Origin of the sequence: Micromonospora sp. NBC_00421 (assembly GCF_036017915.1) — a bacterium.
Taxonomy (GTDB): Bacteria; Actinomycetota; Actinomycetes; order Mycobacteriales; family Micromonosporaceae; genus Micromonospora.
This window is the reverse complement of the sequence record NZ_CP107929.1, coordinates 5,396,218-5,422,781: the sequence shown is the minus strand read 5'-3', so window position 1 is coordinate 5,422,781 and position 26,564 is coordinate 5,396,218. Positions and strand designations below refer to the sequence as shown.

The following is a 26,564-nucleotide window of genomic DNA, read 5'->3' as shown; positions in this document are numbered from 1 at the left end:
TGTCCACAATCTTCACAGAGATCCATGATCAAGCGTTTAAGCTGGCTACACAGCCTAAAGTCATGTCTGCGACACGCTGGGCGATAGGGTGTTCGGGCGGAGCCGGGGCGATTCTCCGTCACTTCTCATCACTGTGTGTGTCTGGATAATCACCTCAGCTCGCGGCTCCAGGCTCGTCGAGCCGAGCCGGCGTGCCGACACCGTCCGGTTCGGACCGTCGCACTGCGCCGGCCACCGCGACTGGCCGCGGCGCGGCGGCCCGGCGGTGCCGACGATCTCAGGTTCTTCCGGGTACGGGGAAACCGGCGGGTGACCACCGGCGTCCAGTCTGTGCTGCGGCGCTTTCAGCGCCGGTGTGAGGTTCAGGTGTGGAGAGCTCCGCGCACCCGTGCGGGGTCCGGTTTGAGGAGCACAGCATGTTCAAGGTGAAGTGGGTTACCGGGGTGGCGTTGCTGGCATGCTCGGGCGCGTTGGCGGCCTGCGGGGACGGCACCGGGACGCCCACCGACGCCGCGTCGGCCAGCGCGACGCCGTCGGGCACCGTGACACCCACCGGTGCCGTGACGCCCAGCGGTACGGCAGTGCCCGGCGAGCCGGTGACCCCCTCGGCGACGGCCACGACACCCCCCAAGCCCACCGCGAAGCCGTCGGCCACGGCCGGTTCCGCCGGGTCCGTGCTGTCCGGCAAGCGGGAGGTGACCATCGTCCGGGTGCAGTCGACGGAGTCCGGGGTGGCGCTGGACGGCGGCACCCTCGTCGAGGTCGACGACGACAGCGGACGCCAACTGTTCGTGCCGACGCCGACCGGTGCCGGCAAATACCTGATCAAGTCGTACGGCAGGCGCGACAACCACCCCGCCAGCGACGACCCCGCCTGCTGGCAGGTGGTCAACCCGGCCAACGGCGGGTCGCTCACCGTCGAGGGGGCGGCCTGCGACTCCCGCAAGCCGGCCCAGCTCTTCACCATCGCGAGCGCGGGCAAGGGCGCGTACGCGATCAGCAACAACTCGGCGTTCCTCCAGTTCTCGCCGAGCCGTGGCCTGATCCTGGAAGAGCTGGGGGACGCACCCCTGCTGAGCACGTTCCGCCTGGTCGACAACGGTCCGGCCCGTACCCCGGCGGGCGGCTGACCCACGACCGGGCCGCCCCGGGCGGTGGTCCCGCCACGGCGGCGAGCTGGCGGTGTCCGGTCGACCGGACACCGCCGGCCACGGTCCGGGCCGTTGTGGTCCGGGCCGTTGTCAGGTCGTGCCGTTGTGGTCCGGGCCCGGGTGGGTCGAGCCGGGGTGGGGCAGTCGGGGCCGGTAGGGCGGTTCGGGGTTGGGGTCGGGCTCAGCGGGTACCGCAGCCGGCATGCGGATCGTGATCGTGGGGGCCAGTGGCAACGTGGGCACGGCGGTGCTGCGCCGGCTGGGCCGGGAGCCGGGGCTGGACCTGGTCGGCGTCGCCCGCCGACTGCCCGGCCCGGACGCCGGTGCGCCGTACGACGGGGTGCGGTGGCACTCCTGCGACATCGGGGCGCCGGACGCGGTCGACACGCTGACCGCGATCTTCGCGCGGGCCGACGCCGTCGTGCACCTGGCCTGGCAGATCCAGCCCAGCCACGACCAGCGCACCCTGCACAGGACCAACGTCGGCGGCAGCCGCGCGGTGACCGAGGCCACCGTGCGGGCCGGCGTCCCCGCCCTGGTGTACGCCTCGTCGGTCGGCACCTACGCGCCCGGCCCGAAGGACCACCCGGTCAGCGAGCGGTGGCCGGCGACCGGGGTGCCCGGTTCGTCGTACAGCCGGGACAAGGCCGAGGTCGAGGCGATGCTGGACACCGTCGAGGCAGCACATCCGCAGCTGCGGGTGGTCCGGCTGCGCCCCGGGTTGATCTTCCAGCGGGACGCGGGTACCGAGATCACCAGGTACTTCCTCGGGCCACTCGCCCCGGTGCGGCTGCTGCGCCACGGGCGGATTCCGCTCGTACCGGCCAACCGCCGGCTGCGGATGCAGGCGGTGCACGCCGACGACGTCGCCGACGCGTACGCCCGGGCGGTCCTCGGTGATGCGCGCGGCGCGTTCAACGTCGCCGCGGACCCGGTGCTGACCCCGGAGCTGGTGGCCCGGCACTTCAAGGGCTGGACGGTGCCGGTGGCCGCTCCGGTGCTACGTGTCGCCGCCGCGCTGACCTGGCGGTTCCGGCTCCAGCCGGTGGACGCGGGCTGGGTGGAACTGGGCCTCAACGCGCCGCTGATGTCCAGCGCTCGGGCCGAGACCGAACTCGGCTGGCAGCCGCAGGTCGACGCGGTGACCGCGCTGAAGGAGTTGTTCGCCGGGATGGCCCGCGGCGCGCACACCGGCGGTCCGCCGATGTCCGGTGCCCCCGACCTTCCCGGTCGTCCCGCCGGCCTGCTCCGGGGCCGCGCCCCCGGCCAGGGCAACCCCTACTGACCAGCGACGCCCCGCCCCTCGGCCTGCTCGTGTGCGGGCCTGCCCGTGTGCGGAGCTGCTCGTGACCTTGCTGGGCGGGGTGCGGACTGGGCGGGGCGCGGGATGTGGGTGTGAGGTGGGGGTGGGTCAGGTGTGGGAGAGGGCGAAGGCGGTGAGGAAGCCGAGGACGGTGATCAGGCCGACCAGCAGGTGGGCGTCCTCGAACGCCTCCGGAACCATGGTGTCGGTGATCATCGCGAGGATCGCCCCGGCGGCCAGGGCGGTGATGGTGGCCAGCACCTCCGGTGGCGCACCGCCCAGCAGGGTGTTGCCGAGCAGCGCGGCGATGCCGCTGATCAGGGTGATCGCCGTCCACAGAGCGAAGACGTACCGGCGGGAGCGGCCGGCCCGGCGCATGCCGGCGGCGCTCGACAGCCCTTCGGGCACGTTGCTGAGGAAGACCGCGACCACGGTGACCAGGCTGACCGGGCCGCCGGTGAGCAGGCTCGCGCCGATCACCACCGACTCGGGTACGCCGTCCAGCAGCGCACCCACCGCGATCGCCGACCCGGAGCCGGGCTGCTCCTGCTCGGAGGGTTGTTCCTCGCCGGACCGCTTCCGGTGCCGGGCACCCCGTCGGGCGAGGAGCAGGTTCGCGCCGGTGTACGCCAGCGCCCCGCCCGCCGCCCCGATCACGGTCGGCAGCAGCCCGCCCTGCTCGTGCGCCTCGGCGATCAACTCGAACGAGACCGCGGAGAGCAGTACGCCCGCACCGAACGCCATGATCGACGCGACGACCTTGCGGGGCACCCGGGCGAAGAACCCGACGGCGGCCCCGACCAACAGGGCGGAACCGGCCAGCAGGCCCCACGCCCCGGCTTGCAACCACTCCGGCATTCCGGGGACCGTACCCAGCCCCGTCCCGCGGCAACCCGGCCCCGTCCCGCGCCAACCCGGCTTCGGCCTGGGGCAATCCGGCCCTGGCCTGGGGCAATCCGGGTCAGAAGTCGGCGAAGAGGTAGGGGAGGGCGCGCGGGAAGAGTCGTCGCAGCTCGACCGCTGCCTCCGGGCCGACGTCGCCCAGCCCTCGGATGTGCACCTCGGCCGGGTCGAGCACCCCGTACGCCAGCGCGGACAACCCGGCGGCGGTGAGCGTCGCCTCCGGTACCGGACCGCCTGAGGCCACCGCCGACCGGCCACCGGGGGTCAGCTCCAACCGGCCACCGGTGCCGGCGAGCAGGTGGATGCCGGCGAGCCAGCGGTCGTCGACCAGTTCCACCCGGACCCGGCCGGGTCCGGCGGGCAGCCCGGCGAGGACGTCCACGCTGAGCAGGCGGGCCATCGGCGCCGGTGAGCCGGGTCGGGTCACCCGGGCCTCGACGTGCACGGCCAGGTCGGTCAGCCACAGCTCGGGCAGGTCGTCGGCGGGGATCTGGAGGCTGATCCGCTCCACCTGGTCGACGTGCCGGGCGAGGAACTGCAACAGCAGGGCGCGGGCGTACGGGTCGGCGGCGAGCAGGTCGTCCCCGACCAGCTCGCCACCGTGGTCGTCGATCCGGTAGGTGAGCGCGCCGACCACGCTGCCGTCGATCGTCGCGGTGATCAGCCACCTGTCGTCCCGGTCGCGCAGGCCGACGTCCCGGAACTCGGGGAAGATCGCGAAGCCGTGCCGCTCGCGCAGGCACCGCTCGATGAACGACCGGTAGCGGGCGTACCCGGCGCCGATCTGTTCCCAGCCCACCGTGCCGGGCAGTTCGGTACGTAGCAGCGGGGCCAACTCGGCCGGAGAGAACCGGACGGTACGCGCCCGGGGCAGCCCCACGTAGCCGAACCGCTCGTAGAAGCTGGCCCGGAACGGGTACAGCGCGCTCACCGGGTGCCCGCCGTCACGCATCTCGTCGAGGAGTTGGCACACCAGGGCGCGGACATACCCCTGCCGGCGGGCCAGCGGGTGGGTGGCGATCCCGGCGACCCCGGCCATCGGCAGCACCGCACCACGCAGGTTCTGCCGCATCGGGATGGCGCTGGCGGTGGCCCGTGCCTCGCCCCCCTCCTCGACCACGAGCGTCCGGTTGCCCTTGTTGTACGGCAGGTACCTGTGGAACGCGTCGACGCGCTCCCTGCTCAACGGGGACGCCTCGAAGGCGTACGCCTGGATCGGGAAGCTGGTGGTCAGTCGTTCCTCGGCGGCCAGGCGACGGATGAGCATCCGTCCATCCCAACCCGGCCGGCGGTCCGCCGCAACCCGGTTGGCCCGGTTCAGCCCTCGGTGACGTCGGAGACCACCACTGTGACGTTGTCCGGTGCGCCGGCCTGGTGGGCCAGCTTGACCAACTGCTCGCCGCAGTGCTGTCGGTCCTGGTAGGTGCCGAGCGCACCGTGGATCGCCTCGTCGGCGACGTAGTCGGAGAGCCCGTCACTGCACAGCAGCACCCGGTCCCCGGCGAACACGGTCAGCACGCCGATCGCGGGTGGCGCGTCCGCCCCCTGTACGGCCCGGGTCACCAGGGACCGCTGCGGGTGGTGGCGGGCCTGGTCGGGGGAGAGCGCACCCTGGTCGACAAGCGCCTGGACGAAGGTGTCGTCCCGGGTGAGCTGGGTCAACTCGCCGTCACGCAGCAGGTAGCAGCGGGAGTCGCCGACCTGGGCGAGGACCAGGGTGTCCCCGGCGAGCAGGGCGGCGGTCAGCGTCGTACCCATGCCCTCGCGGGCCGGGTCGGCGGAGATGGCGGCGCGGATGCGTCGGTTGGCGGTGGAGACCACGGCACGCAACGCCTCGGCGGCCTCGTCGGTGCCGGTGGGCGGGACCAACTCGTCCAGGATGCGGATGACGATCTCGCTGGCCACCTCACCTGCGGGGAGCCCACCCATGCCGTCCGCCACCGCGACCAGGCGTTCACCGGCGAGGGCTGAGTCCTCGTTGTTGGTGCGGACCAGGCCGACGTCGTTGATGATGGCCGAGCGGAGGATCAGCGTCATACGACAAGCTTGCCGGATACACCCTCCATTCGTCTCTACGCACTGGTGCGTGGGTGGAAGAAATGAGCCCCGTGTCGGTGGTGGGTCAGCTACGGGGATAGCGCAACAGCAGGCTGGCGGCGACATCCTCGTCGCCGAGGGCGGCGTAGCCGTGCGGGACGTCTGAGGTCCAACGCAGGTGGTCACCGGTGGAGGCGGTCTGCGGGGCGTCCACCGGGCCGGCGCGCAGCACCCCGGCGAAGACCGTGACGTGCTCGGTGACTCCCGGTCGGTGGGCGGGGGAGACCTGCTCCCCGCCGGGGCGGACCCGCAGCCGGTACAGCTCGTAGCTGGCATCGGTGTCGGTGAACGACTCCAGCAGGGTGGCGACGACCGTGGCGCCCCGGACGGTCGGGGTGGCGGCGGGTCCGGCGAGTACTGCCGCCAGCGGTACGCCGAGCTGGGCGGTGATCGCGTAGAGCGTCTCCAGGGTGGGGTTGCGGGTGCCGTTCTCCAGCGCGGAGAGGGTGGCCTTCCCGACCCCGGCGGTACGGGCCAGCGCGGAGAGGGAGACCCCGCGCTCGGTACGCAGGGCGCGGAGCCTGCGGCCGACCGCCTCGGCGTCGGCGTCGAGTGGTGGCCGGCGGGCTGGGCGGGGCCGGGTCATGCCGCTATGGTGCTACACGACCGTCGTTCCGTAAACGGAACGATGGTCGACGGCGCGAGGGAGGCTGTGGTGGGGGATCGGCTGCAACCGGTGCTGGCCGGGGTGGTGACCGCCGTGGTCGGCTTCGCCAGCTCGTTCACCGTGGTACTCGCCGGTCTGCGGGCGGTCGGCGCCAGCGAGGCCCAGGCCGCCTCGGGGCTGCTCACGGTGAGCGTCGCCGCCGGGATCTGCGCGGTCTGGCTCGGGTTGCGGCACCGGATACCGATCGCGATCGCCTGGTCCACGCCGGGTGCGGCCCTCCTGGTCGCCACGGGGCCGGTCCCCGGGGGTTGGCCCGCCGCCGTGGGGGCGTTCGCGCTGTGCGGGCTGCTCATCGTCGCCGCAGGCCTCTTCCCCGCCCTGGGCCGGGCGGTGGCCGCCATCCCCGCCCCGGTGGCGGCGGCGATGCTGGCCGGGGTGTTGCTGCCGCTGTGCACCGCCCCGGTACGCGCGCTGGTCGAGGTGCCGGCGTTGGCCGCGCCGGTGATCGTCACCTGGCTGGTGCTGCACCTGTTCGCCCGCCGCTGGGCGGTACCGGCCGCGCTGGTGGTGGCGGCTCTGGCGATCACGCTGACCACGTCGGGCGTGGGGGTGGGCATCGGTGACCTGCGGCCGGTGGTGTCGCCGACCGTGCCCACGTTCACGCTGCCCGCGGTGGTCGGCCTGGCGCTGCCGCTGTTCCTGGTCACCATGGCCGCGCAGAACGTGCCCGGCACGGCGGTGCTGCGCGGGTACGGCTACCGGCCGCCGCTCGCCCCCGCGCTGCGTACCACCGGATTGGCAAGCGCGCTCGGTGCCGCCACCGGTGGGCACGCGGTCAACCTCGCCGCGATCACCGCCGCCCTGGCGGCCAGCCCGGACGCCCACCCCGACCCGGACCGGCGCTGGATCGCCTCGGTGACCGCCGGCATCGGCATGGTGCTGCTCGGACTCGGCGCGGGGGCGGCGACCACAATGGTGCTGCTCTCTCCACCGGTGCTCATCGAGGCGGTCGCCGGGCTCGCGCTGCTCGGTGCGTTGGCCGCCGCCCTCTCCTCGGCCCTCGCCCCCTCCCCTGCACCCGCCTCCGTTGCCTCTCCGGCAGCCGTTGTCTCTCCGGCAGCCGCCCCCTCCCCGGTGGCTACCGACCCGCAGAGCCGGGAGGCTGCCGTGGTCACCTTCGTGGTCACCGCCTCGGGGGTGAGCCTGCTCGGCGTGGGTGGGGCGTTCTGGGGGCTACTGGCCGGCTGGTTGCTGCTGGTGCTCTTCCGCCGCCGGACGCCGACCACGGGGCTGCCGGGTTTGCCGGATCCCGAGGGGACCTCGGTTGCCGGGGGTCAGGCCGGGCAGGTCACGGTGCGCTGACGGTCACCTCGACCGCCATCACCCGCAGCCGAAGGTCCGGCACGTACTGTTCGACGGTGGCCGCGAACTCCAGCGCGTGCTCCCGGCTGTCGAGCAACACCAGGGCGTGCCCCGTCTCCCGGTCCGCCTCGTCCGGCCCCCACCAACCACGGACGAACCCCGGGCTCTGCCGGACCACCTCGGCCATGTGCGCGTACTGCTCCTGTCGCGACTGCGCCGTACCGGCCGGCATCCGCTGCTCTCCGATGACCATGTACATCGGTCCACACTAGAACGCACGACCTCGACTCCGCGGGCCCGCGCCGACGACAGGCCGGACGGTCGCCCTTCCCGCCGCATCCTGGTGGCGAATCCCCGGTGCTGAGGGTGAATCCCCGGTGGGCAGTAGCACCTCTACGGGTCCTTTCGAGCTGATGACGTCAACGACTCACCGACAGCAGGACGGCAAGCGCATCGACGCGCCCACCTCGGCGGACGGGCCGCCGAACAGGCCTCGGCGGACGGGCCGCCGAACAGGCGGAACCGGACCGTCGCAGCGAGGATGCGACCCGCCTCGCCGTGCCCCTCGGTCGCCGGCGCGATGGTGATCTGCTCGGGTCTGCTTCCGGGGTCGGCGACCCGGCGTGGTCCGGCGTGGTCCGGCGTGGTCCGGCGACCGGTTCGGGTGTCAGTCGATTGGCCCGCATCAGCGCGCCCACCAAGAACAGCCCGCCGCGGACGATCTGCTGGCGCTGCCACCGATGACTCGTCTACGTCATCAGCTCCAAAGGACGCGCGACAGGATTGTCGGCCCCCAGGCGATGCCGTTGACCGGCGTGCGTGCGTAGTAGAGATCTCCGCACGCACGCCGGCAAACCCAAGCAGAGCGCGGCCGACCAGCGCCGGGCCGGGCAGGTGGTGTGGGGAGGAGGGGGTGGATTACTCCTCGGGGGGCAGGTCGCCGACGGGAACGCTCAGGCGTACCCGGTCGTCGACGACCGTGGCGATCTGGTCGGCCAGCACGTACACCGCGCCGGTGCGGGCCAACTCGGTAGAGACCTTGAGGTAGCCGGTCCGCAGCAGGCGGGCGGCCAGGTCGGCCGGGACGTCCGGCTCCTCGACGGCCGCCGACTCGATCAGCTCGTCCAGGCTGCCGCCCGGATCGGTGGCCGTCGAAGCCTGCACGGCCACCGCGTTCGGATCACCCCGCTGGACGAGGTCCACCGTGCCGACCTCGACGCCGACGGTGTCGACCACCCGCATGCCGGTGGTGACCCGGGAGATGACCGCCTGTTCTGCCATGCCCTGCTGCTCCATCCACGGGCGGTTCCCTGCTCCGCCCGACGCTAAACCGCCCCCGCGCCCCGACGCTAGACCGCCGGGCCCCAGGCGCTGGGCGGCCGTGGGGACAACTCCCGCCAGGCGTCCGCCCCCTCCAGCAGGGCCCGGACGGTCTCCTCGGCCTCGTCCGCGCTGCCGTACTCGTAGAACTGGGAGACGCCCTCCGCGCCGCCGGCCCGCTGCTCGACGTGCCACCGGTCGGCGTCGACCCTGAGGAACACGTCCCGCCGTGCCAGTCGTCCCCATTTGCCGTTCCACCAGTGCCTACGCTGCTCCATGGCCGGACTCTATCGAACATGTGTACGACAGGAACCGGCCCCTGCGGGAATTCCGCAGGGGCCGATGTGCGCCGGTCGGTCAGCGCGGGGCGGGCGGCTCCGGACGCCGACCGAGCACGTCGTCGAGTGCGCCGCGCTGCCCCGGAGCGACGTGGCCGCCGGCCAGCAGTGCGTCCCGGATCTCGGTGAGCAGCTTGACCTCCTCGCTCGGCGCGGCCGGCGGCGGCTCCTCGCCCCGCTTGCGCCGCTCGGCCAGCTTGTTCATCGGGAACACCACGAGGAAGTAGAGAACCGCTGCGGTCAACAGGAACGTGATCAGGGCGTTGAGGAAGCCGGCCCAGTCCATGTAGTTGTCCTCGGTGATCTCCCACTTCCCGGCGAACTGGCCGGTGCCCCCTCCGACCGCCTTGATCACTGGTTCGAGGAACGACTTGGTCAGTTGGGTGACCACGCCCGTGAACGCGGCGCCGATGACGACACCGACCGCCAGGTCGACGACGTTGCCGCGCATGATGAAGTCTTTGAAGCCCTTGAGCATCCGTACTCCTGTGCCGTCCCGATTCTCCGTCGGGGACAACCTATGCCCCGGACGGCGGCTCCAGGAAAGCACCGGCCTCGATCGCCGCCCGCCCGGGATCACCGTCCCGGATCGCCGTCACCAGCCGGCCGTGGTCGACGTACCGCTGGGGTTGCAGGGTGTCACCGATCGCGTGCGCGACGGTGCTGCGCAGCGCCGCGCCGACCGAGGCGTACAGCTCGGCCAGCATGGCGTTGTGGGCGGCGGCGACCACCGCCGTGTGCAGCGCGACGTCCGCCTCCACGAACTCACCGACCCGGCCCGACCGCCAGGCGGCCTCCCGGGCGGCGAGCGCGCCGTCGAGCGCCACCAGGTCCTCCGGGGTACGCCGCAGCGCGGCCAACCGGGCCGCCTCGACCTCGAACGCCCGGCGTACCTCCACCACCTCGGCCATCCGGTCGTCGGTGAGCCGGCGGGCCACCACCGGGGCCAGCTCGTCGGTCGACACCACGTACGTCCCGGAGCCCTGCCGGCACTCCAGCACCCCGGCGTGCACCAGGGCCCGGACCGCCTCGCGGACGGTGTTGCGCCCCACCCCGAGCGCCGTCACCAGTTGCGGCTCGGTGGGAATCCGCCCACCGACCGCCCACTCGCCGCCGAGGATCCGGCCCCGGAGCTGCTCGATCGTCTGTTGCACCCGCTGACCGCGCGGGGGCACGGGCCGGGAATCGACTGACGGTGTCACCGGTTACACCAGCTGCCGAAATTCATCCCATGATTGTAGGTTCGAGGTCATGACCCCGCCAACCGCCAGCGCCGAGGCCACCACCGGCCGGAGCGCCGCCGCCGGCCCGACCGCCACCGTCGAAGCCCCCGGACCGGGCGTCCGGCCGGCCCACCGCGCCCCGTCGCCGGTCACCGGTGGCGCGTTGGTGCTGGTCGGGATGCTGCTTGTCGCGCTCAACCTGCGGGCAGCGGTGACCAGCCTCGGCGCCCTGCTCGACGAGGTGCGCACCGGGCTCGGTCTCTCCGGCGCGATGGCCGGGTTCGTCACCACCCTGCCCACCATCGCCTTCGCCGGCCTCGGCGCGCTCACCCCCTGGCTGGTCCGCCGTTGGGCGGCGCCCCGGGTGCTGGTGGTGGGGATGCTCGCCCTCACCGTCGGTCAGGTGCTCCGGGTGGTCACCGACTCGGCGGCGGTCTTCGTGCTCACCAGCGCGCTCGCCCTGGCCGGCATCGCGGTGGCGAACATCCTGCTGCCGATGCTCGTCAAACAGCACTTCCCGCACCGCACCGGGCTGGTCACCGGGGCGTACACGATGGCCCTGACGGCGGGTACGACGGTGGCCGCCGCCTCCGCCGTGCCGGTGGCGCACGCCTTCGGCTCCTGGCGGGCCGGGCTCGGGGTGTGGGCGGCGTTGGCGGCGGTGGCCGTACTCCCGTGGGTGCCGCTGGCGCTGCGGGCGCGCGCCGCCCGACGGGCCGCGCCCCCGACGGCGGTCCCGACCGTCCGTTCCCGGGTCCGACCGGCCCGCACCCGGCTCGGCTGGGCGATGGCTGTCTACTTCGGCGCGCAGTCGCTCAGCGGGTACGCGGTCATGGGCTGGCTGGCCCAGCTCTTCCGGGACGCCGGCTTCCGTGCGGAGAGCGCCGGACTGCTGCTCGCCGGGGTCACCGCGCTCGGCGTGCCGGTGGCCCTGCTGATGCCGACGCTCGCCGGCCGGCTCCGGACGCTTCGCCCGCTGGTGTTCGGGCTGACCGCGTTCTCCGCGGCGGCCTACCTTGGGTTGGCGTTCGCCCCGCGCGACGGGGCGGTGCTCTGGGTGCTGCTGCTCGCCTTCGGCCAGGGCGCCTTCCCGCTGATCCTGACCACCATCGGCCTGCGCGCCCGGACCGCCGACGGGACTGTCGCCCTGTCCGCCTTCGCACAGAGCACCGGTTACGTGATCGCCGCGCTCGGCCCGCTGCTCGTCGGGGTGCTCTACGAGGCGACCGGCGGGTGGACCGCGCCGATGGGCTTCCTGCTCACCGCGCTCGCGGTGCAGACGACCGCGGGCATGGTGATCGCTCGCCCCCGGTTCATCGAGGACGAGCGCTGAGCAAACCGGTCAGGACGAGGCGGGGGTGGGGTCGCCCGCGACGGCCTCGTCGACAGTCGGGTAGGTGTGCAGCACCTCGACCAGACCGCTGACCTCGAGGATGCGCAGCACCCCGCGCTGCGGGGCGGCCAACCGCACCACGCCGCCGGCCTCGTCGCAGCTGTTCTTGGCCCGGACGAAGACCGACAGCCCGGTCGAGTCGCAGAACGACACCTCGGCCAGGTCGAACACCAGCCGGCTGCGACCCTTGTCGAGCAGGTCGGTGATCTGGTCCTGCAACTGCGGTGCGGTCGCCATGTCGAGTTCGCCCGCGACCGACACGACGACGACGTCGCCGCGCTGTTCCGTGTGCACCGTCAGGGACATTCAGACCTCCTGTTATTGGTGAAACGGTATCCCACGGACGGCGGGACACGCAGAACGGGAGCGCTTCCGGTGGGACCGATCATTCCTTTGCCGCGCGGCAACTACCGGGCCCACCCCCGGTGATAGAGTCCGGCCGGCCCAGCTCACAGGAGGTAACCATGGCGTTGACCGCAGACGGAGGTGACCGGCTCCTCGGGCTGCTCACCGGGCACGGCGAGCGTGTCGTGCAGCGGTGGACCGAGATCGTCACCGCCTCGCTGCGCGGTCGGCTCAGCCAGGCCGAGCTGCGCCTCCAGGTGCAGGAGCTGCACGCTAGCATGATCAGTGCTGGCGGCGCCGGTCTGGCGGACCTCCAGGCACCCGGAGCGGGTGAGCTGCGGGCGGTGCTCGCCGACCTGTCCCGCAGCCGGGCCCGGCAGAGCTTCACCGCCACCGAGACCGCGATCAGCATCTACGCCCTCAAGGACGTCCTGGTCGAGCTGGCCGAGACCGAGGGCGTCGAGCTGTCGCTGCGCGACGTCGTCGACTTCACCGGTCTGGTCGACCGGATGGGGCTGCTCACCTTCGAGACCTACGTGCAGACCCGCGAGGGCCTGATCGCCGACCAGGCCGAGCAGCTGCTCGAACTCTCCACCCCGGTGGTGAAGATCTGGGACGGCGTGGTCGCCGTGCCGCTGGTCGGCACCCTCGACTCGGCCCGCGCCCAAGTGGTGATGGAACGGCTGCTCCAGACCCTGGTCGACACCGGCTCGCCGTACGCGATCATCGACATCACCGGCGTGCCGGCGGTCGACACCCAGGTCGCCCAGCACATCCTCAAGACGGTGGTGGCCGCGCGGCTGATGGGCGCCGACTGCATCATCTCCGGCATCCGCCCGCAGATCGCCCAGACCATCGTCGCGCTCGGTATCGAGTTCGGTGACATCGCCACCAAGGCGAGCCTGGCCGACGCCCTGCGGCACGTGCTGCGGCTCACCGGGGTGGAGGCCTCCCGCCGCCACCCGCGTCGGGAGGCGTGATGGAACGGGTGCCGATCCTGAAGATCGGCGACATCCTGCTGGTCTCCATCCAGATCGACATGTCCGACCAGACGGCGGTCGCCCTCCAGGAGGACCTGGCCGAGCGGATCGTGGCGACCGGCTGCCACGGCGTCATCATCGACATCACCGCGCTGGACATCGTCGACTCGTTCGTCGGCCGGATGCTCTCCACCATCGCCTCGATCTCCAAGGTGCTCGACGCCGAGACGGTGGTCGTCGGGATGCGTCCCGCGGTCGCCATCACCCTGGTCGAGCTGGGCCTGTCGCTCAACGGCATCCGGACCGCGCTGAACGTGGAACGGGGCATGGAGCTGATCGCGGCGACCCGCGACGACCTCGGGTACGACGACGACCCCGAGGACGTGGAGTCCGGGACGGCGGCGACATCGCCATGACCGCGGGAGTCGACCTGGGCCCACAGACCCAGGCGATCGGCAGTGACGAGGACGTCGTCCGGGTCCGTCAGTTGGTGCGTACCGTGGCGGTGGCGGTGAAGCTGTCCCTCGTCGACCAGACGAAGCTGGTCACCGCCGCGAGCGAGCTGGCCCGGAACACCCTCATCTACGGCGGTGGTGGCAGCGCCGAGGTGACCGTCGTCGAGGACGGCCGGCGACGCGGGGTGCGGATCGTCTTCGCCGACTCCGGTCCGGGCATCGCCGACCTGGGCCTCGCCCTCACCGACGGCTACACCACCGGTGGTGGCCTGGGCCTCGGCCTCAGCGGTTCCCGTCGACTGGTCGACGACTTCGACATCCAGACCGCACCCGGCGAGGGCACCCGGATCACCATCACCAAGTGGTCCCGATGATCCACGACGTGGTGCCGGACGCGGGTCACTGGTACGGCGTGGAGAGCGGTGGCGCCGCCAGCACCGTCCGCCGGGCGGCGGAACGCCTCGGCGGACAGCTCGGCCTCGGTGAGAACCGGGTCGCCGAACTGGCCATCGTCGCCGCCGAGCTGACCAGTAACCTGGTCAAGCACGCCCAGGAGGGTGTCCTGCTGCTGCGGCCGGTGCGCACCGGCGACACCGCCGGGGTGGAGCTGATCGCGATCGACTCCGGCCCCGGGATGGCCGATCTGACCGTCTCCTCCAGGGACGGTCACTCCACCACCGGCACCCTGGGCATCGGGCTCGGTGCCATCGCCCGCCAGGCCAGCTGGTACGACGCCTGGTCCCGGCCGGGTCGGGGCACCGTCTTCGCGGTGCAGGTGTGGGCGAAGGAGGTACGGGTCACGCCGGCCTGGGCGGCGGGGCTGACCCGGCCGATCACCGGTGAGCAGGTCAGCGGCGACACCCACGCGATGCGTACCGAACAGGGGCGGCACCAGGTGCTGGTCTGCGACGGTCTGGGCCACGGGCCGTTGGCCAACGTGGCCGCCGAGGCGGCCGTCTCCGCGTTCCGCACCGCGCCGGCCGGTCCGCCCGCCACCGTGGTGGCGCATCTGCACCGCGCGATGTCGCACACCCGGGGAGCCGCGTTGGCGGTGGCGGAGCTGGACCCGGCGGCGGGTCTGCTGCGCTACGCCGGGCTGGGCAACATCGCCGGGACGGTGCTGGCCCCGGACGGCACCCGGCGGGGGCTGGTGTCGCTGCCCGGCATCGCCGGCCACCAACGCCCGACGGTGCGCGAGTACGACTACCCGTTCCCGGCCGGCGCGACCCTGGTGATGCAGAGCGACGGGGTGGTGGACCGGTGGCGGTCCGACGACTATCCCGGGCTGACCGGGCGGGCGCCGGTCGTCGTCGCGGCGACCCTGCTGCGGGACGCCGGGATCCGCCGGGACGACGCCTGCGTGCTGGTCGCGAGAACTCCGTCGTGACCGCCCGCGAGCCACTCCTGCGGATGGCGTTGCGGGTGGAACAGGACATCTTCGGGGTACGCCAGCGGGGCCGGGAGGTGGCCGCGGCGATCGGGCTGGAGCACCAGGACCAGGTCCGGTTCGCCACCGCGCTCAGCGAGGTGGCCCGGGACCTGCTGCGGACGGTGGACGGCGCTGACGTCAGCTTCGCCGCCGTGACGGAGTTGGACGGCCGGCGGTTCCTCAGCGTCGACCTCGCCCCGCTGCGTCCACTCCCGGGCAACCGGTACGAGCCGCAGTCCGGCGCGGTGGCGCGACTGGTGGACACCCTGGGGCTGGCGGACGTGACGGGGGATACCGTCGTGAGGATGTCCCGACGTGTACCGGCCGCCGCTGCGGCGCTGAACCCGACGCGCCTGGCCGAGCTGCGCGCCGAGCTCGGGACCAGCGCGCCGGCCAGCGCCCTGGACGAGTTGGCCGCCCAGAACGGGCAGCTCATCGCCGCCCTCGACGAGGTACGCAGCCAGCGGGACGAGCTGGCCGTGCTGAACGCCGAGCTGGAGGAGACCAACCGGGGCGTGATGGCGCTCTACGGCCAGCTCTCCGAGGAGCTGGAGGAGACCAACCGGGGGGTGGTGGCGCTCTACGCCGAGCTGGACGAGAAGTCGGCCCAGTTGCGTGCGGCGAGCGAGTCGAAGAGCCGGTTCCTGGCCAACGTCAGCCACGAGCTGCGGGCTCCGGTGACCGCGATCATCGGTTTGGGGCGGCTGTTGACCGACTCCGCGTCGGACCCGCTCACCGTCGAGCAGGCCCAGCAGGTCGAACTGGTCCGGTCCTCGGCCGCCGACCTGCTCTCCCTGGTCAACGACCTGCTCGACCTGGCCAAGGCGGAGTCGGGCCGGATCGAGCCGGACTGGGCGGAGGTCGACCTGCGGGCGGTCTTCGGGCAGCTACGGGGGACGCTGCGGGCGCTCACCCTGCGCTCCGAGGTGGAACTGCTGGTGGCGGAGCCGCCCCCGGGCACGGTGCTCCGTTCGGACGAGGTGCTGCTGGCCCAGGTGCTGCGTAATCTGCTGCACAACGCGGTGAAGTTCACCGACCGGGGCGAGGTGCGGATGCGTGCCGAGCGGGCCGCCGACCGGGTGCGGATCTACGTCTCGGACACCGGGCCGGGCATCCCCGCCGAGCTGCACGAGCGGGTCTTCGAGGAGTTCTACCAGGTGCCGGGGACCAGCCGGCGTAGCGGCACCGGCCTCGGCCTGCCGTACGCGCGGCGGTTGGTGACCCTGCTCGGCGGCACCCTGACGCTGGTGAGCGAGCCGGGGCAGGGCAGCACCTTCACGGTGGACCTGCCCGTGGCGGAGGTGTGACATGGTCGGCGCCCCGGCGACGATCCTGGTGGTCGACGACAGCCCCACCAAGCGCTACCTGCTGGTCAGCTGGCTGACCCGGGCGGGCTTCACCGTCCGGGAGGCGGAGAACGGCACCGAGGCGCTGGCCCGGGTCGGGGTGGACCCGATCGACCTGGTGGTCCTCGACGTCCGACTGCCGGATCTGAGCGGCTTCGAGGTCTGTGAGCGGATCAAGGCGGATCACCCGGCGATCCCGGTGATCCACGTGTCCGCGCATGCGGTCGACGTGGTGGACCGTACCCAGGGGCTGACCCGGGGCGCGGACGCGTACCTGGCCGAGCCGATCGAGCCGGAGGAACTGGTCGCCACCGCGCACGCGGTGCTGCGTTACTACCAGGCGCGGCAGCGGGCCGAGCTGCTCGCCGAGCGGCTCACCGGGTTGGCCGACACCACCGTGGCGGTGCACGCCGCGTCGACGTTCACCCGCCTGCTGCAGGAGGCGGCGGCCGGTGCGGCGCAGATCTTCCGCAGCCCGGCGGCGGTGGTCGCGGAGACCTTCGACGGGGACTGCCTGGCCGGGATCTCCGCCGGTCCGGGGGAGGAGCCGGAGGTCGTACCGTGGGTGGTCGACGACACCGGCGTGCCGACCGGCGCGACCGTGCGGGTGGACGCCCCCGAGGACTGGGGGCTGGTGCGGTGGCCGGCGGACGACACGGTGACGGTGGCCGCCGCCAAGTTGCGGGAGGACCGCGCCCCGCTCTACGTGGTGGTGCCCACCGCCACCCAGACCGCCCGGACGCCGGTGCTGGTGCAGCTCGCCCAGGCGGTCGCCTCGGCGGTGGAGGCGCAGCGCTCCTACGACGAGGAGCACCGGATCGCGGTCACCCTCCAGCGGAGTCTGCTGCCCCGACGGCTGCCCGAGGTGGTCGGCCTCGACCTGGCGGTGCGCTACGAGCCGGCCAGCGCACAGACCGAGGTGGGCGGGGACTTCTACGAGCTGGTGATGCTCGACGGGCACCTGTTGGTGGCGATCGGCGACGTCGCCGGCCACTCGCTGCACGCGGCGACGGTGATGGCCGAGCTGCGGCACGCGATGCGGGCGTACGCGGTGGAGGGGCACCAGCCGGGGGTGATCCTGGAACGGCTCAACGTGCTGATGCGTACGCTGCTCCGCAACGAGCTGGCGACCCTGTGCATCCTGCTGCTGCACCCGCCGACCGGCCGGATCCGGCTGGCCAGCGCCGGGCACCTGCCGGCGCTGGTGACGGTGGACGGCCGGGTGGAGTTCGTCCAGCAGTCGGCCCCGCTGCTCGGGGTGCGCGCGGACCGCCCCGAGGACTTGGAGTTCACCTTGCCGGCCGGGGCGACGTTGGTGCTCTACACCGACGGGCTGATCGAGCGACGGGACACCACCATCGACGACGGCCTGGCCGCCCTGGCGGCCTGCGCGACAGTGGTCGACGCCGACCTGGACGGCTTCTGCCAGCGACTGCTGGTCGAGCTGGCCCCGCCGGAGATCCACGACGACGTCGCGGTGGTGGCGGTCCGCCGCCGCTGAGCGGTGCCGGCTGCTCTCCGGGATCTGCCCTGCGGTGCGCAACGGTGTCCTCGTGCGCCGAGGTCACGCCCTGCCACTCGATGGTGGGTGGCGCGGGGTGGGTGGCGCAGGGTGGGTGGCCCGCCGGTTCGCCAGAGGTCAGCCGAGCTGCGGACGGTCGGGATCGTGTTCCACGGCCGTCACCTCCACCACCTTGATCCCGCTACTTCGATCACGCAGAGTGTTCAAGCTGGAGCGGGCTCCCTATGTTGCTCACCGTGACTACTTTCCCACCCCCGACCATCCCCCTCATCAGACTTTGCTCTGCTGCTCTATGCGCGACATCTTCCTGAGCTGCTACTTCACAAATCTCGGTTAATGCGCCGCTTCCCCTGCCGGACACGGTGGGTAGCTGGCGTCTGGGTGGCAGCAGAGCAAAGGATGCGAGGCGGTAGGTGTATGGGGGTGGCTGTCATTACGCACCGTCGTGGCTTTGGGTGGGATGGTCTGCTGCATCCGGGAACGCGGAGAGCTCCGTGATACGCCGACCGTTCGATGCTCCCGAAGCGCGCCGCGGAGGCAGCTCGCCACCTCGTGACGGTGGGTAGGACACCTGCCTGACCCGTCGGGCTGGGCCGGCGGCGGCGGATGCCGCTGACTCTCCGCGATCGTCCGGCTGACGCCGTCCGGGCGCATGCGGCAGACGCCGGGCGTCACCGCGAAGATCGCCAGGGTGCCGGTCAGCGCAGTGAGCGGGCGTAGCCGGTGGGGGTGCGGCCGGTGACGGCGGCGAAGTCGCGGGCCAGGTGGGCCTGGTCGCTGTAGCCGAGGTCGGCGGCGAGGGCGGCCCAGTCGGGCAGCCCGGTGGCGGCCTGTTCGATCGCCTCCAGGAGGCGGTACCGACGGATCACCCACTTGGGGCCGACGCCGACGTGGTCCAGGAAGAGCCGCTGCAACCGGCGGACGGGGAGGTCGTGTCGACGGGCGAGGTCGTCCACCCGCAGCACGCTCCGGTCGGTCCGGATCGTCTCGGCCAGGGCGATCGCCTCGGCCGCGCCCGGGTCGGGCTGCGGTGCCCAGGCGAGCAGGAAGGCATCCAACGCGTGGCGGCGCTCGTCGTCCGTACCCTCGCAGCGGGTCGGCGCGACGGCGGGCCCGGCGGCGGGGGTCGGTGCGACGGTGGACCCGGCGGCGGCGGCGGGGGTGGCGGCCGGGCCGGTGGCGAGGGGAACGTGCCGGTCGGTGAGTTCGGCGACCGGGCGACGCCAGAACGGGCGGAAACCCCCGGGGCGGAACTGGATGCCGCTCACCGTTCCGGTGCCGGTCAGGGTGACCGTGAACAGCGTCCGGCCGACCCCGGCCAGCTCGGCGGTCTCCGGGCCCCCGGCATCCCGACGGAAGACGACGTTGACCGCCGGGTGCGGCACCACCTGCTGCACGAACGGCGCGGTCAGCGCCCAGTCGACCAGCCAGTAGTGCTCCACCCAGGGGCGCAGCGCGGGGGTCGGCAGGTGTCGACGGAACCGCAGCTCCCGGCGGAGCCGGGCCGGATCGAGGATGCCCCGGTCGTCGCCGCGTGGCTGTCGCATTCGTTCAAGACCGCCTTCATACGCTCGCCATATGGCAACGAAGACTAGTGAGCTGCTGGCCACCGCCGCGCCGCAGACCGTGGCGTTGGTCCGGGCGATCGGCGACGACCAACTCGACCTGCCCACGCCGTGCGTGGACTACACCGTCCGGGGACTGCTCAACCATGTGTACGACGTGACTGTCAACTTCCAGCGGCTGGCCGCCGGGCAGGAGACGGACTGGTCGGTCAAGACCGATCACGTGGCCGGGCCGGGCTGGCGGGACCGGTTCGCGGCCGAGACCGCGCAGCTCGTGGTGGCCTGGGACGACCCGGCCAGCGAGGAGGGTGTCGTGCCCGGGATGGGGCTGCCCCGGTCGACGGTCGGCCTGATGGGGGTGGTGGACCTGGTGGTGCACGGCTGGGACCTGGCGCGGGCGACCGGCCAACCGTACGAGCCGACACCGGAGAGCATCGGGGCCTTGCACGGCTTCATGGACGCGATGGGGCCGACGGGTCGGCAGATGGGCGCGTTCGGCCCGGAGGTGCCGGTCGACGCGGACGCGACCGAGCTGGACCGGCTGCTCGGTCGCACCGGCCGCGACCCGGCCTGGAGAGCTGCTTGACACCAGCTATTCACTGGATGAATAGTTGTCCGGGTGTCCACCTCGCACGTGCTGCTCGGGTTGCTGGCCGCCGGCAACCGGCACGGCTACGAGCTGAAGCGGGCCCACGACACCCGGCTGCCCCGGGCCAAGCCGCTCGCCTTCGGGCAGGTCTACGCCACCCTGGGCCGGCTGGAACGGGACGGCCTGGTGGTCGCCGCCGGTCAGGAGCGCGAGGCCGGCCCTGACCGGACCGCCTACGCGCTCACCGACCAGGGCCGGGCCGCGCTCGCCGGCTGGCTCGCCGCCGTCGAGCCACCCATGCCGTACGTGACAAGCGCACTCTTCACCAAGGTCGCGGTGGCGTTGCTGGTCGCCGACCCGGACTCGGCCCGCTCCTACCTGGTCGCCCAGGCGCGGGCGCACACCGACCGGCTGCGCGAACTCACCGCCGTCAAGACGGCACCCTCGGCCACCCTCGACGACGTCGTCGCCGTCGACTACGCCGTCGCCCACCTCGACGCCGACCTGAGGTGGCTGCGTACCACCCTGGCCCGCGTCGCCGACTGGCACCGGGAGGTGCACTCGTGAGCGGACTCCAGGCACGCGGCGTGGTCCGGGCGTACGGCCCGACACCTGCCCTGCGCGGCGTCACCCTCGACATCGCCGAAGGGGAGATCGTCGCCGTGACCGGCCCCAGCGGCTGCGGCAAGTCCACCCTGCTGCACTGCCTCGCCGGGATCCTGCGCCCGGACGAGGGTGAGGTGCACTGGCGGGGGAAGCGGATCGACACCTGGCCCGAGGCGGCGCGGTCCCGGCTGCGCCGTACCGAGTTCGGGGTGTTGTTCCAGTTCGGTCAGCTCGTCGCCGAGCTGACCGCGGTGGAGAACGTCGCCCTGCCCCTGCTCCTCGCCGGCACGGGGCGGCGAGGAGCAGGGCAGGCGGCGCGCGACTGGCTGGACCGGCTCGGCGTCGCCCACCTCGCCGACGTGCGCCCCGGCGCGATGTCCGGCGGGCAGCAGCAGCGCTGCGCCATGGCCCGCGCCCTGGTCACCGGCCCCCGGGTGCTCTTCGCCGACGAGCCGACCGGCGCGCTCGACACGCTCAGCGGCGAGGAGGTCCTCACCCAGCTCGTCCGGTTCGCCCGCGAGCAGGGCACCGCCATCGTCCTGGTCACCCACGAACCCCGGATCGCCGCGTACGCCGACCGGGAGGTGATGCTCCGCGACGGTGTCGTCGACCCGACCGGGCTCGGCCTGGACGAACCGCTCGTCCCGGTCGCGTCGGCCGGCCCCGGCACGGACAGCCGGTGAGGCCGGTCGTCGCGCTGCGGCTCGCCCTGGCCGGCAACCGCACGGACACCGCCCGGGTCGTCCTCACCGCGCTCAGTGCCGCCCTGGCCAGCCTCGCCGGGCTGGCCGCGCTCACCGTGCTGGCCATCCCGACCCCACCCGGAGAGCGGGGCAGCAACAACTCCGAGCAGTACGCCAACGCGCTGCTCCGCGAGCCGGGCCTGCGCGGCGGGACGGCGGTCGCGTTGCTGCTGCTCGCCGTCCCGGTGCTCGCCCTGGCCGGGCAGTGCGTGCGCCTCGGCGCCCCGGCCCGCGACCGGCGACTCGCCGGCTTCCGGCTGGCCGGGGCCACCCCCGGGCAGGTGACCGGTCTGGTCGCCCTTGAGGCCGGGCTGGCCAGCCTGCTCGGCACCCTCGTCGGGCTGGTGACCTACCTGGCCGGCCGGGTGCTGCTGCACCGACCCGACGCACACGGGCGGCTGCCCCTGCCCACCGACGTGCTCCCGTCGCCGCCGGTGATCGGTGCGGTCGTGCTCGGGCTGCCGGTGCTGGCCGCGCTGGTCGGTGTCGTCCTGCTGCGCGGGGTCACCACCACCCCGTTCGGCACGATCCGTCGGACCCGCGAGGAGGCCCCTGGCCCGTGGGTAGCGGTGCTGGTCGTCATCGGCATCGTCGCCTTTGCCTCCTTCGCTCCGGTGCTCGACTGGTACGCCGACCGGCACCGGCAACCACCGTTCCTGCTGCCACTGTTGCTGCTGGGGGGCGGTGCCGTCGCCATGGTGGTGGGCGTGGTGGCGAGCACCGGCTGGTTCTCGTACGCGGCGGGTCGACTACTGCACCGGTACGCCCACCGGCCTGCCACGCTGCTGGCGTCCCGCCGTTTGATCACCGATCCGTGGGCCGGCAGCCGCACCTTCGCCGCGTTGTTGACCGCAGTGCTTGTGGGTGCCGGCGCGGCCGGGCTGCGGGCATCCTTCCAGGCCGCCATCGAGGTGGGTCGGCTCACCAGTGAGCGGCCGAACTCCAACGGCGCCTTCTACCTGCGCAGCATGGACCTGGTGGACCTCGCGGTCGGGGTGGCGGTGGCGATTGCCGCCGGTGGCCTCGTCGTCGCCCTGGTCGACGGGATCGTCGCCCGGCGGCGGACATACGCCGCGCTGGTCGCCGGCGGGGTGCCCCGGGCCACCATCGGCCGAGCCGTCGTCTGGCAGGCGTTCGCTCCGGCGATCCCGGCGATCGGCCTTGCCCTGGTTGTCGGTTTCCTGCTCAGTCAGCTCTTCGGCGGCGGCCGTGCGGCAACCGGTGGCGGTCACTCCACCATGGTCTGCGACGGCACCCCCGCGCTCTGCGCCGATCCGGCCACCAGGGCGCAGCACCTGCGGCTGACGTGGGTGCCGGAGGTGAGCGTCGCGCCGGATGTACCGGTGGCGCAGCTGGCCTGGGTCGGTGCCAGCGCCCTCGCGGCGGTGCTGGTCACCGTGGCTGTCGCTCTGCTCTTTCTGCGGGCCAGCACCGAACTGGACGAACTGCGCGTCGGCTGACCGGTCAGCGGGGGTGGAACAGGCCCGTCGACCAGGACAGCAGCAGACCGACCAGGGCGGAGCAGCAGCAGACCAGCAGGGCGGCGGCGACCACGCCGAGGATCAGCCAGGTCGGCCCGCGCCGCGCCGCCGAGCGCACCGGCTCCGGTGGTACGTCGGGGCCGGGCGGCTCCTCGTCCGCCCGGCCGTCGTCGGTGCTGGTCATCGTGCCGAGGCTCAGGCCCGGCCCAGCCGGTCGAGGATCCAGGCGTTGACGAACGCCTCCTCGCGCCAGGCGTCGTACCGGCCGCTCGGGCCGCCGTGGCCGGCACCCATCTCGGTCTTGAGCAGGTAGTCGCCCTGTGGGGCCACCGCGCGCAGCCGGGCGATCCACTTGGCCGGCTCGTGGTAGAGCACCCGGGTGTCGTTGAGGCTGGTCACCGCCAGGATCGCCGGATAGTCGGCGGCGGTGACGTTCTCGTACGGGGTGTACGACTTCATGTACGCGTACACCTCGGGGTCGGCGAGCGGGTTGCCCCACTCCTCCCACTCGGTGACCGTCAACGGCAGCGACGGGTCGAGGATCGAGGTGAGCGCGTCCACGAAGGGCACCTGCGCGACGATCCCGGTGAACGCGTCCGGGGCGAGGTTGGCCACCGCGCCCATCAGCAGGCCACCGGCCGAGGCACCCCGGGCGACCAGCCTGTCGCTCGCCGTCCAGCCGGCCTTGACCAGGTGCCGTGCACAGGCCACGAAGTCGGTGAAGGTGTTCTTCTTGGCCAGCAGCTTGCCCTCGTCGTACCAGCGGCGGCCCAGCTCGCCACCGCCCCGGATGTGTGCGACGGCGAAGACGACGCCCCGGTCGAGCAGGCTGAGCCGGGCGATGGAGAACCACGGGTCCATGCTGGCCTCGTACGAGCCGTAACCGTAGATGACGGCGGGGGCGGAGCCGTCGCGCGGGGTGTCCCGGTGGCAGACCAGCGAGATCGGCACCCGGGTGCCGTCGTCGGCGAGGGCCCACTCGCGGTGCTGCTCGTAGTCGTCCGGGTCGTACGCGCGGCCGTCCGGCCCGGGGAGCACCGGCTTGCGGCGGCGCAGCGTCAGCTCCCGGGTGACCAGGTCGTAGTCGTAGACGGAGTCGGGGGTGACCAGCGAGGTGTAGCGGAACCGGAGCTGCCGGGTGCGGTACTCCGGGTTGGCGTCCAGCCCGACGCTGTGGATCGGCTCGGGGAACTCGATGTCGTGGCCGTCGCCGCCGCCGACCGGGAGCACCCGCAGGCCGGTCAGGCCGTTGGTGCGCAGCGAGACGACCAGATGGTCGGCGAACGCGTCGACCGACTCCAGCCGGGTGCCGGGGGTGTGCTCGATAAGCGGCACCCAGTCGCCGGGGGCGTCCGCCGAGGTGTACGCCAGTGCGAAGTCCTCCGCGCCGTCGTTGTGCAGGATCAGGAACCGGTGGCCGTGGTGCTCGACGCTGTATTCCACGCCCTGCCGACGGGGGGCGATCACCGCCGGCTCGCCTGTCGGGTTGTCGGCGGGGATCACCCGTACCTCGCTGGTGACCTTGCTGGTGCTGTCGATCAGCACGAACCGCTCGGAGCGGGTCAGCTCGACGCCCACCCAGAACCGCTCGTCGTCCTCCAGGTGCACCACCACGTCCTCGCCCGACGGGGTGCCGACGGTGTGCCGCCACACCCGGTTCGGCCGCCACGCCTCGTCGACGGTGACGTAGAACAGCACGCTGGCGTCGGCCGACCAGGCGGTGCCGTAGAAGGTGTCGGGCACCTCGTCGTCGAGCAGCTCGCCGGTGCTCAGGTCCTTGATCCGCAGGGTGAAGCGTTCGTCGCCGGAGAAGTCCGTCGAGTAGGCCAGCCAGCGCCCGTCGGGGCTGACGTCGAACGCGCCGAGGGAGAAGAAGTCGTGCCCCTCGGCGAGCTGGTTGCCGTCGAGCAGCACCTCCTCGCCGTCGAGCGGGGCGCCGTCCACGCTGACCGGGGGCGCGGTCTCGCCGTCGCGGACCGGGCGGCGGCAGTGCACGCCGTACTGCTGGCCCTCGACCGTGCGGGTGTAGTACCAGTGGCCGCCCTTGCGGGTGGGCACCGACAGGTCGGTCTCCTGGGTGCGTTGCCGGGTCTCGGCGAACAGCGTGCCGCGCAGTGCCTCCAGGTGGGCGGTGCGCGCCTCGGTGTAGGCGTTCTCGGCGGTGAGGTGGGCGATGGTCGCCGGGTCGTCCTTGGCGGCCAGCCAGGCGTACTCGTCGACGACTGTGTCGCCGTGGTGGGTGCGCTCCGCGGGGACCTGTCGGGCGACGGGCGGGGTGGTCTCGGTGGTCACGCCGCCACGTTACCGGCCCGTCGCGCTCCGCGGCGCGGCCGAACCACCACCCACCTCTTTAGAACATGTGTACGATGAATGCCATGTCGACGGGAGCGGGTTCGATCGGTGCAGCGGAGATCACCCGGCGGTTGGCCGGGATCTGTGGTCCCTCCTTCGCCCGGTTGGCGGGCGCGGCCGACGAGGTCGCCGGCCGGCTCGCCCGCTGGGTGGCCGTCCCCGGCGGGCCGGTGGCGGCGGCCGAGGTGCTGCGGCTCGCCGCCCGGCACGATCTGTCGGTGGTGCCCCGGGGCGCCGGCACGAAGATCGACTGGGGTGCCGTGCCGGCCCGGGTCGACATCATGCTCGACACCGGTCGGCTCGCCGGGGTCGGTCATCAGCCGGCGGCCTCCCCGGTGGTCGAGGTGGGTGCCGGCACCCCGCTGCGGGCCGTGCAGGCCACCCTGGGACGCGTCGGCCGCCGGCTGGCCCTCGATCCGCCGTCGCCCGGGGCCACCCTCGGTGGGGTGCTCGCCGCCGACGAGTCCGGCCCGCTGCGGCACCGGCACGGCACCGCCTGCGAGCAACTTGTCGGCCTGCGCTGGCTGAACGCCGACGGTGAAGTGGTCAGCGCCGGCCGCAGCGCCGCCGAGCTGGCCGGGGGAGCCGCGCCGGCCGGCCTCGACATGGGCCGGCTGCTCTGCGGCTCGCAGGGCGGGCTGGGGGTGCTCGTCTCGGCGACGCTGCGGGCACAGGCGGTGCCGGCGAGCCGGGCCTGGGTGTCCCGGCCGGTGCGGACCCCGTCGGAGGCGCGCGACCTGGTCCGGGCGGTGCTCGCCGCCGACCTCGACCCGGCTGCCGTCGAGCTGGACCTGCCGGTCGCCGGGTACCCGCCGCGTCCGGTCGCCGCCCCGGCGGCGGGTGCGACGCCGGGTCCGGCCGGTCGACCGATGTCCGCCGCGGAGGCGGCGGCCCGCGCCAACCATCCCGCGATGGCCGGCCGCCGGGCCGATCCGTCGCCCGCCCAGGACAACGCCGGTGAGCTGGCGATCCTGCTGGAGGGTGACCGGTCCGAGGTGGCCGAGCGGGCCGATCGCCTGCTGGCCCTGCTCGACGGTGCGGCGAGCGTCACCGACCAGCCGCCACCGTGGTGGCGGCGCTATCCGTTCGCCCCGGGGGATACCGCGCTGCGGGTCGAGGCACCCGCCACCGACCTGCACGCCGCCGTCTACGCACTGCGGGACGCCGCCGGTGTTCCGCTCCCGGTGCGCGGCTCCGCCGGTCTGGGCGTGGTGCACGCCGCGCTGCCCGGGTCGTTCCCGGTCGACCGGGTGGCCGGCATCCTCGCCGCCGTCCGCGGGGTGCTTGTCGCCCGCCGGGGCCGGTGCGTGGTGGTCGCCGCGCCCCCGGAGGTACGCCAGGCGGTCGACGTGTGGGGTGCGGCGGCGGTGATCCCCCGGCTGCGGGAGGCGAAGGACCACCTCGACCCGCACCGCCGGCTCGCCCCCGGCCGCCTCCCCGGCGGCCTCTGACCG

Annotated in this window: 28 protein-coding genes; 15 read left to right on the top strand and 13 right to left on the bottom strand. The window is 73.2% G+C overall.

Translation table 11 applies throughout. From position 1 onward, the window contains the following. Nucleotides 1-416 precede the first annotated feature (416 nt). Nucleotides 417-1,130: an RICIN domain-containing protein gene (locus OHQ87_RS23045; protein WP_328341052.1), complete on the top strand. Its 714-nt coding sequence runs from the start codon at nucleotides 417-419 to the stop codon at nucleotides 1,128-1,130. A gap of 223 nt (nucleotides 1,131-1,353) precedes the next feature. Continuing rightward, nucleotides 1,354-2,436, top strand: a complete 1,083-nt coding sequence (locus tag OHQ87_RS23040) for an NAD-dependent epimerase/dehydratase family protein (protein WP_328341050.1) — start codon at nucleotides 1,354-1,356, stop codon at nucleotides 2,434-2,436. Between the two features lie 126 nt (nucleotides 2,437-2,562). Here OHQ87_RS23040 and OHQ87_RS23035 read toward each other — a convergent pair whose 3' ends face one another. The 4 genes from OHQ87_RS23035 to OHQ87_RS23020 form a co-directional block, all read right to left on the bottom strand. Next, nucleotides 2,563-3,312 carry a ZIP family metal transporter gene (locus OHQ87_RS23035; RefSeq protein WP_328341048.1) on the bottom strand — a complete coding sequence of 250 codons (750 nt, stop codon included), beginning with the start codon at nucleotides 3,310-3,312 and terminating at the stop codon, nucleotides 2,563-2,565. A gap of 103 nt (nucleotides 3,313-3,415) precedes the next feature. Next, nucleotides 3,416-4,624, bottom strand: coding sequence for a GNAT family N-acetyltransferase (locus OHQ87_RS23030; RefSeq protein WP_328341046.1), 1,209 nt, complete (start codon nucleotides 4,622-4,624; stop codon nucleotides 3,416-3,418). A 50-nt stretch (nucleotides 4,625-4,674) separates the two neighbouring features. Then, nucleotides 4,675-5,394 (bottom strand): PP2C family protein-serine/threonine phosphatase, encoded by a 720-nt coding sequence (locus OHQ87_RS23025; protein WP_328341044.1) that lies wholly within the window; start codon nucleotides 5,392-5,394, stop codon nucleotides 4,675-4,677. 85 nt (nucleotides 5,395-5,479) lie between these two features. After that, complete coding sequence (locus OHQ87_RS23020) at nucleotides 5,480-6,040, bottom strand: helix-turn-helix domain-containing protein (protein WP_328341042.1); 561 nt, start codon at nucleotides 6,038-6,040, stop codon at nucleotides 5,480-5,482. A 69-nt stretch (nucleotides 6,041-6,109) separates the two neighbouring features. Here OHQ87_RS23020 and OHQ87_RS23015 point away from each other — a divergent pair, with 69 nt between their 5' ends. After that, nucleotides 6,110-7,423: a benzoate/H(+) symporter BenE family transporter gene (locus OHQ87_RS23015; protein WP_328341040.1), complete on the top strand. Its 1,314-nt coding sequence runs from the start codon at nucleotides 6,110-6,112 to the stop codon at nucleotides 7,421-7,423. On the opposite strand, the gene OHQ87_RS23010 is transcribed toward OHQ87_RS23015, so the two are convergent. The 5 genes from OHQ87_RS23010 to OHQ87_RS22990 all read right to left on the bottom strand — a co-directional run bounded on the left by OHQ87_RS23010 (nucleotide 7,410) and on the right by OHQ87_RS22990 (nucleotide 10,283). Then, nucleotides 7,410-7,682, bottom strand: a complete 273-nt coding sequence (locus OHQ87_RS23010) for a hypothetical protein (RefSeq protein ID WP_328341038.1) — start codon at nucleotides 7,680-7,682, stop codon at nucleotides 7,410-7,412. The genes OHQ87_RS23015 and OHQ87_RS23010 overlap by 14 nt on opposite strands. Before the next feature lie 659 nt (nucleotides 7,683-8,341). Then, complete coding sequence (locus OHQ87_RS23005) at nucleotides 8,342-8,704, bottom strand: hypothetical protein (protein ID WP_328341036.1); 363 nt, start codon at nucleotides 8,702-8,704, stop codon at nucleotides 8,342-8,344. Between the two features lie 68 nt (nucleotides 8,705-8,772). Further along, entirely contained in the window at nucleotides 8,773-9,021 is a 249-nt protein-coding gene (locus OHQ87_RS23000) for a hypothetical protein (protein WP_328341034.1), read from the bottom strand. 79 nt (nucleotides 9,022-9,100) lie between these two features. Then, complete coding sequence (gene mscL / locus OHQ87_RS22995; RefSeq protein ID WP_328341032.1) at nucleotides 9,101-9,559, bottom strand: large conductance mechanosensitive channel protein MscL; 459 nt, start codon at nucleotides 9,557-9,559, stop codon at nucleotides 9,101-9,103. A gap of 40 nt (nucleotides 9,560-9,599) precedes the next feature. Further along, nucleotides 9,600-10,283: a FadR/GntR family transcriptional regulator gene (locus OHQ87_RS22990; RefSeq protein WP_328341030.1), complete on the bottom strand. Its 684-nt coding sequence runs from the start codon at nucleotides 10,281-10,283 to the stop codon at nucleotides 9,600-9,602. A gap of 49 nt (nucleotides 10,284-10,332) precedes the next feature. Here OHQ87_RS22990 and OHQ87_RS22985 point away from each other — a divergent pair, with 49 nt between their 5' ends. Beyond that, nucleotides 10,333-11,637 (top strand): MFS transporter, encoded by a 1,305-nt coding sequence (locus tag OHQ87_RS22985; RefSeq protein WP_328341028.1) that lies wholly within the window; start codon nucleotides 10,333-10,335, stop codon nucleotides 11,635-11,637. 9 nt (nucleotides 11,638-11,646) lie between these two features. Here OHQ87_RS22985 and OHQ87_RS22980 read toward each other — a convergent pair whose 3' ends face one another. Further along, entirely contained in the window at nucleotides 11,647-12,003 is a 357-nt protein-coding gene (locus OHQ87_RS22980) for an STAS domain-containing protein (RefSeq protein WP_067310147.1), read from the bottom strand. A gap of 158 nt (nucleotides 12,004-12,161) precedes the next feature. Here OHQ87_RS22980 and OHQ87_RS22975 point away from each other — a divergent pair, with 158 nt between their 5' ends. The 6 genes from OHQ87_RS22975 to OHQ87_RS22950 are packed head-to-tail and all read left to right on the top strand — an operon-like array spanning nucleotide 12,162 to nucleotide 17,753. Beyond that, the gene (locus OHQ87_RS22975; RefSeq protein ID WP_328341024.1) at nucleotides 12,162-13,022 is read left to right on the top strand and encodes an STAS domain-containing protein; all 861 of its coding nucleotides are present in this window, start codon (nucleotides 12,162-12,164) and stop codon (nucleotides 13,020-13,022) included. Then, the gene (locus OHQ87_RS22970) at nucleotides 13,022-13,438 is read left to right on the top strand and encodes an STAS domain-containing protein (protein ID WP_328341022.1); all 417 of its coding nucleotides are present in this window, start codon (nucleotides 13,022-13,024) and stop codon (nucleotides 13,436-13,438) included. Before OHQ87_RS22975 ends, OHQ87_RS22970 begins: the two co-directional genes overlap by 1 nt. Continuing rightward, on the top strand, nucleotides 13,435-13,851 hold the full coding sequence (locus OHQ87_RS22965) for an ATP-binding protein (protein ID WP_328341020.1): 417 nt from the start codon (nucleotides 13,435-13,437) through the stop codon (nucleotides 13,849-13,851). Before OHQ87_RS22970 ends, OHQ87_RS22965 begins: the two co-directional genes overlap by 4 nt. Further along, nucleotides 13,848-14,864 (top strand): SpoIIE family protein phosphatase, encoded by a 1,017-nt coding sequence (locus OHQ87_RS22960; protein ID WP_328348960.1) that lies wholly within the window; start codon nucleotides 13,848-13,850, stop codon nucleotides 14,862-14,864. The genes OHQ87_RS22965 and OHQ87_RS22960 overlap by 4 nt, the downstream gene beginning before the upstream one ends. Before the next feature lie 23 nt (nucleotides 14,865-14,887). Then, entirely contained in the window at nucleotides 14,888-16,213 is a 1,326-nt protein-coding gene (locus tag OHQ87_RS22955; protein ID WP_328348959.1) for an ATP-binding protein, read from the top strand. Nucleotide 16,214: 1 nt separating this feature from the next. Next, a complete protein-coding gene (locus OHQ87_RS22950) occupies nucleotides 16,215-17,753 on the top strand; it encodes a SpoIIE family protein phosphatase (protein ID WP_328341018.1) in 1,539 nt (512 codons plus the stop codon). 719 nt (nucleotides 17,754-18,472) lie between these two features. On the opposite strand, the gene OHQ87_RS22945 is transcribed toward OHQ87_RS22950, so the two are convergent. Continuing rightward, the gene (locus tag OHQ87_RS22945) at nucleotides 18,473-19,321 is read right to left on the bottom strand and encodes an AraC family transcriptional regulator (protein WP_328341016.1); all 849 of its coding nucleotides are present in this window, start codon (nucleotides 19,319-19,321) and stop codon (nucleotides 18,473-18,475) included. Between the two features lie 31 nt (nucleotides 19,322-19,352). Here OHQ87_RS22945 and OHQ87_RS22940 point away from each other — a divergent pair, with 31 nt between their 5' ends. Genes OHQ87_RS22940 through OHQ87_RS22925 form a run of 4 tightly spaced genes read left to right on the top strand, consistent with a single transcriptional unit; the run spans nucleotide 19,353 to nucleotide 22,737 of the window. Next, complete coding sequence (locus tag OHQ87_RS22940; RefSeq protein WP_328341014.1) at nucleotides 19,353-19,925, top strand: TIGR03086 family metal-binding protein; 573 nt, start codon at nucleotides 19,353-19,355, stop codon at nucleotides 19,923-19,925. A 33-nt stretch (nucleotides 19,926-19,958) separates the two neighbouring features. Continuing rightward, complete coding sequence (locus OHQ87_RS22935; RefSeq protein ID WP_328341012.1) at nucleotides 19,959-20,495, top strand: PadR family transcriptional regulator; 537 nt, start codon at nucleotides 19,959-19,961, stop codon at nucleotides 20,493-20,495. Beyond that, a complete protein-coding gene (locus OHQ87_RS22930; protein WP_328341010.1) occupies nucleotides 20,492-21,217 on the top strand; it encodes an ABC transporter ATP-binding protein in 726 nt (241 codons plus the stop codon). Before OHQ87_RS22935 ends, OHQ87_RS22930 begins: the two co-directional genes overlap by 4 nt. Further along, nucleotides 21,214-22,737, top strand: a complete 1,524-nt coding sequence (locus OHQ87_RS22925) for an ABC transporter permease (RefSeq protein ID WP_328341008.1) — start codon at nucleotides 21,214-21,216, stop codon at nucleotides 22,735-22,737. The genes OHQ87_RS22930 and OHQ87_RS22925 overlap by 4 nt, the downstream gene beginning before the upstream one ends. Before the next feature lie 4 nt (nucleotides 22,738-22,741). Here OHQ87_RS22925 and OHQ87_RS22920 read toward each other — a convergent pair whose 3' ends face one another. Continuing rightward, nucleotides 22,742-22,942 carry a hypothetical protein gene (locus OHQ87_RS22920; RefSeq protein WP_328341006.1) on the bottom strand — a complete coding sequence of 67 codons (201 nt, stop codon included), beginning with the start codon at nucleotides 22,940-22,942 and terminating at the stop codon, nucleotides 22,742-22,744. Between the two features lie 11 nt (nucleotides 22,943-22,953). Next, nucleotides 22,954-25,050: a S9 family peptidase gene (locus OHQ87_RS22915; protein WP_328341003.1), complete on the bottom strand. Its 2,097-nt coding sequence runs from the start codon at nucleotides 25,048-25,050 to the stop codon at nucleotides 22,954-22,956. Between the two features lie 74 nt (nucleotides 25,051-25,124). Here OHQ87_RS22915 and OHQ87_RS22910 point away from each other — a divergent pair, with 74 nt between their 5' ends. Beyond that, nucleotides 25,125-26,561: an FAD-binding oxidoreductase gene (locus tag OHQ87_RS22910; RefSeq protein WP_442930590.1), complete on the top strand. Its 1,437-nt coding sequence runs from the start codon at nucleotides 25,125-25,127 to the stop codon at nucleotides 26,559-26,561. The last annotated feature ends 3 nt before the right edge of the window (nucleotides 26,562-26,564 follow it).

Excerpts from the sequence above, each read along its gene's own strand:
- OHQ87_RS22910 (WP_442930590.1), top strand. The coding sequence starts at position 25,125 with ATGAATGCCATGTCGACGGGAGCGGGTTCGATCGGTGCAGCGGAGATC.
- OHQ87_RS22920 (WP_328341006.1), bottom strand. The coding sequence starts at position 22,942 with ATGACCAGCACCGACGACGGCCGGGCGGACGAGGAGCCGCCCGGCCCC.
- mscL (WP_328341032.1), bottom strand. The coding sequence starts at position 9,559 with ATGCTCAAGGGCTTCAAAGACTTCATCATGCGCGGCAACGTCGTCGAC.
- OHQ87_RS22985 (WP_328341028.1), top strand. The coding sequence starts at position 10,333 with ATGACCCCGCCAACCGCCAGCGCCGAGGCCACCACCGGCCGGAGCGCC.
- OHQ87_RS22945 (WP_328341016.1), bottom strand. The coding sequence starts at position 19,321 with ATGCGACAGCCACGCGGCGACGACCGGGGCATCCTCGATCCGGCCCGG.
- OHQ87_RS23020 (WP_328341042.1), bottom strand. The coding sequence starts at position 6,040 with ATGACCCGGCCCCGCCCAGCCCGCCGGCCACCACTCGACGCCGACGCC.
- OHQ87_RS23025 (WP_328341044.1), bottom strand. The coding sequence starts at position 5,394 with ATGACGCTGATCCTCCGCTCGGCCATCATCAACGACGTCGGCCTGGTC.
- OHQ87_RS22965 (WP_328341020.1), top strand. The coding sequence starts at position 13,435 with ATGACCGCGGGAGTCGACCTGGGCCCACAGACCCAGGCGATCGGCAGT.
- OHQ87_RS23045 (WP_328341052.1), top strand. The coding sequence starts at position 417 with ATGTTCAAGGTGAAGTGGGTTACCGGGGTGGCGTTGCTGGCATGCTCG.
- OHQ87_RS23035 (WP_328341048.1), bottom strand. The coding sequence starts at position 3,312 with ATGCCGGAGTGGTTGCAAGCCGGGGCGTGGGGCCTGCTGGCCGGTTCC.
- OHQ87_RS23030 (WP_328341046.1), bottom strand. The coding sequence starts at position 4,624 with ATGCTCATCCGTCGCCTGGCCGCCGAGGAACGACTGACCACCAGCTTC.
- OHQ87_RS23040 (WP_328341050.1), top strand. The coding sequence starts at position 1,354 with ATGCGGATCGTGATCGTGGGGGCCAGTGGCAACGTGGGCACGGCGGTG.
- OHQ87_RS23010 (WP_328341038.1), bottom strand. The coding sequence starts at position 7,682 with ATGTACATGGTCATCGGAGAGCAGCGGATGCCGGCCGGTACGGCGCAG.
- OHQ87_RS23005 (WP_328341036.1), bottom strand. The coding sequence starts at position 8,704 with ATGGCAGAACAGGCGGTCATCTCCCGGGTCACCACCGGCATGCGGGTG.
- OHQ87_RS22955 (WP_328348959.1), top strand. The coding sequence starts at position 14,888 with ATGGCGTTGCGGGTGGAACAGGACATCTTCGGGGTACGCCAGCGGGGC.
- OHQ87_RS22980 (WP_067310147.1), bottom strand. The coding sequence starts at position 12,003 with ATGTCCCTGACGGTGCACACGGAACAGCGCGGCGACGTCGTCGTCGTG.
- OHQ87_RS22975 (WP_328341024.1), top strand. The coding sequence starts at position 12,162 with ATGGCGTTGACCGCAGACGGAGGTGACCGGCTCCTCGGGCTGCTCACC.
- OHQ87_RS22940 (WP_328341014.1), top strand. The coding sequence starts at position 19,353 with ATGGCAACGAAGACTAGTGAGCTGCTGGCCACCGCCGCGCCGCAGACC.
- OHQ87_RS22950 (WP_328341018.1), top strand. The coding sequence starts at position 16,215 with ATGGTCGGCGCCCCGGCGACGATCCTGGTGGTCGACGACAGCCCCACC.
- OHQ87_RS22970 (WP_328341022.1), top strand. The coding sequence starts at position 13,022 with ATGGAACGGGTGCCGATCCTGAAGATCGGCGACATCCTGCTGGTCTCC.
- OHQ87_RS22960 (WP_328348960.1), top strand. The coding sequence starts at position 13,848 with ATGATCCACGACGTGGTGCCGGACGCGGGTCACTGGTACGGCGTGGAG.
- OHQ87_RS23000 (WP_328341034.1), bottom strand. The coding sequence starts at position 9,021 with ATGGAGCAGCGTAGGCACTGGTGGAACGGCAAATGGGGACGACTGGCA.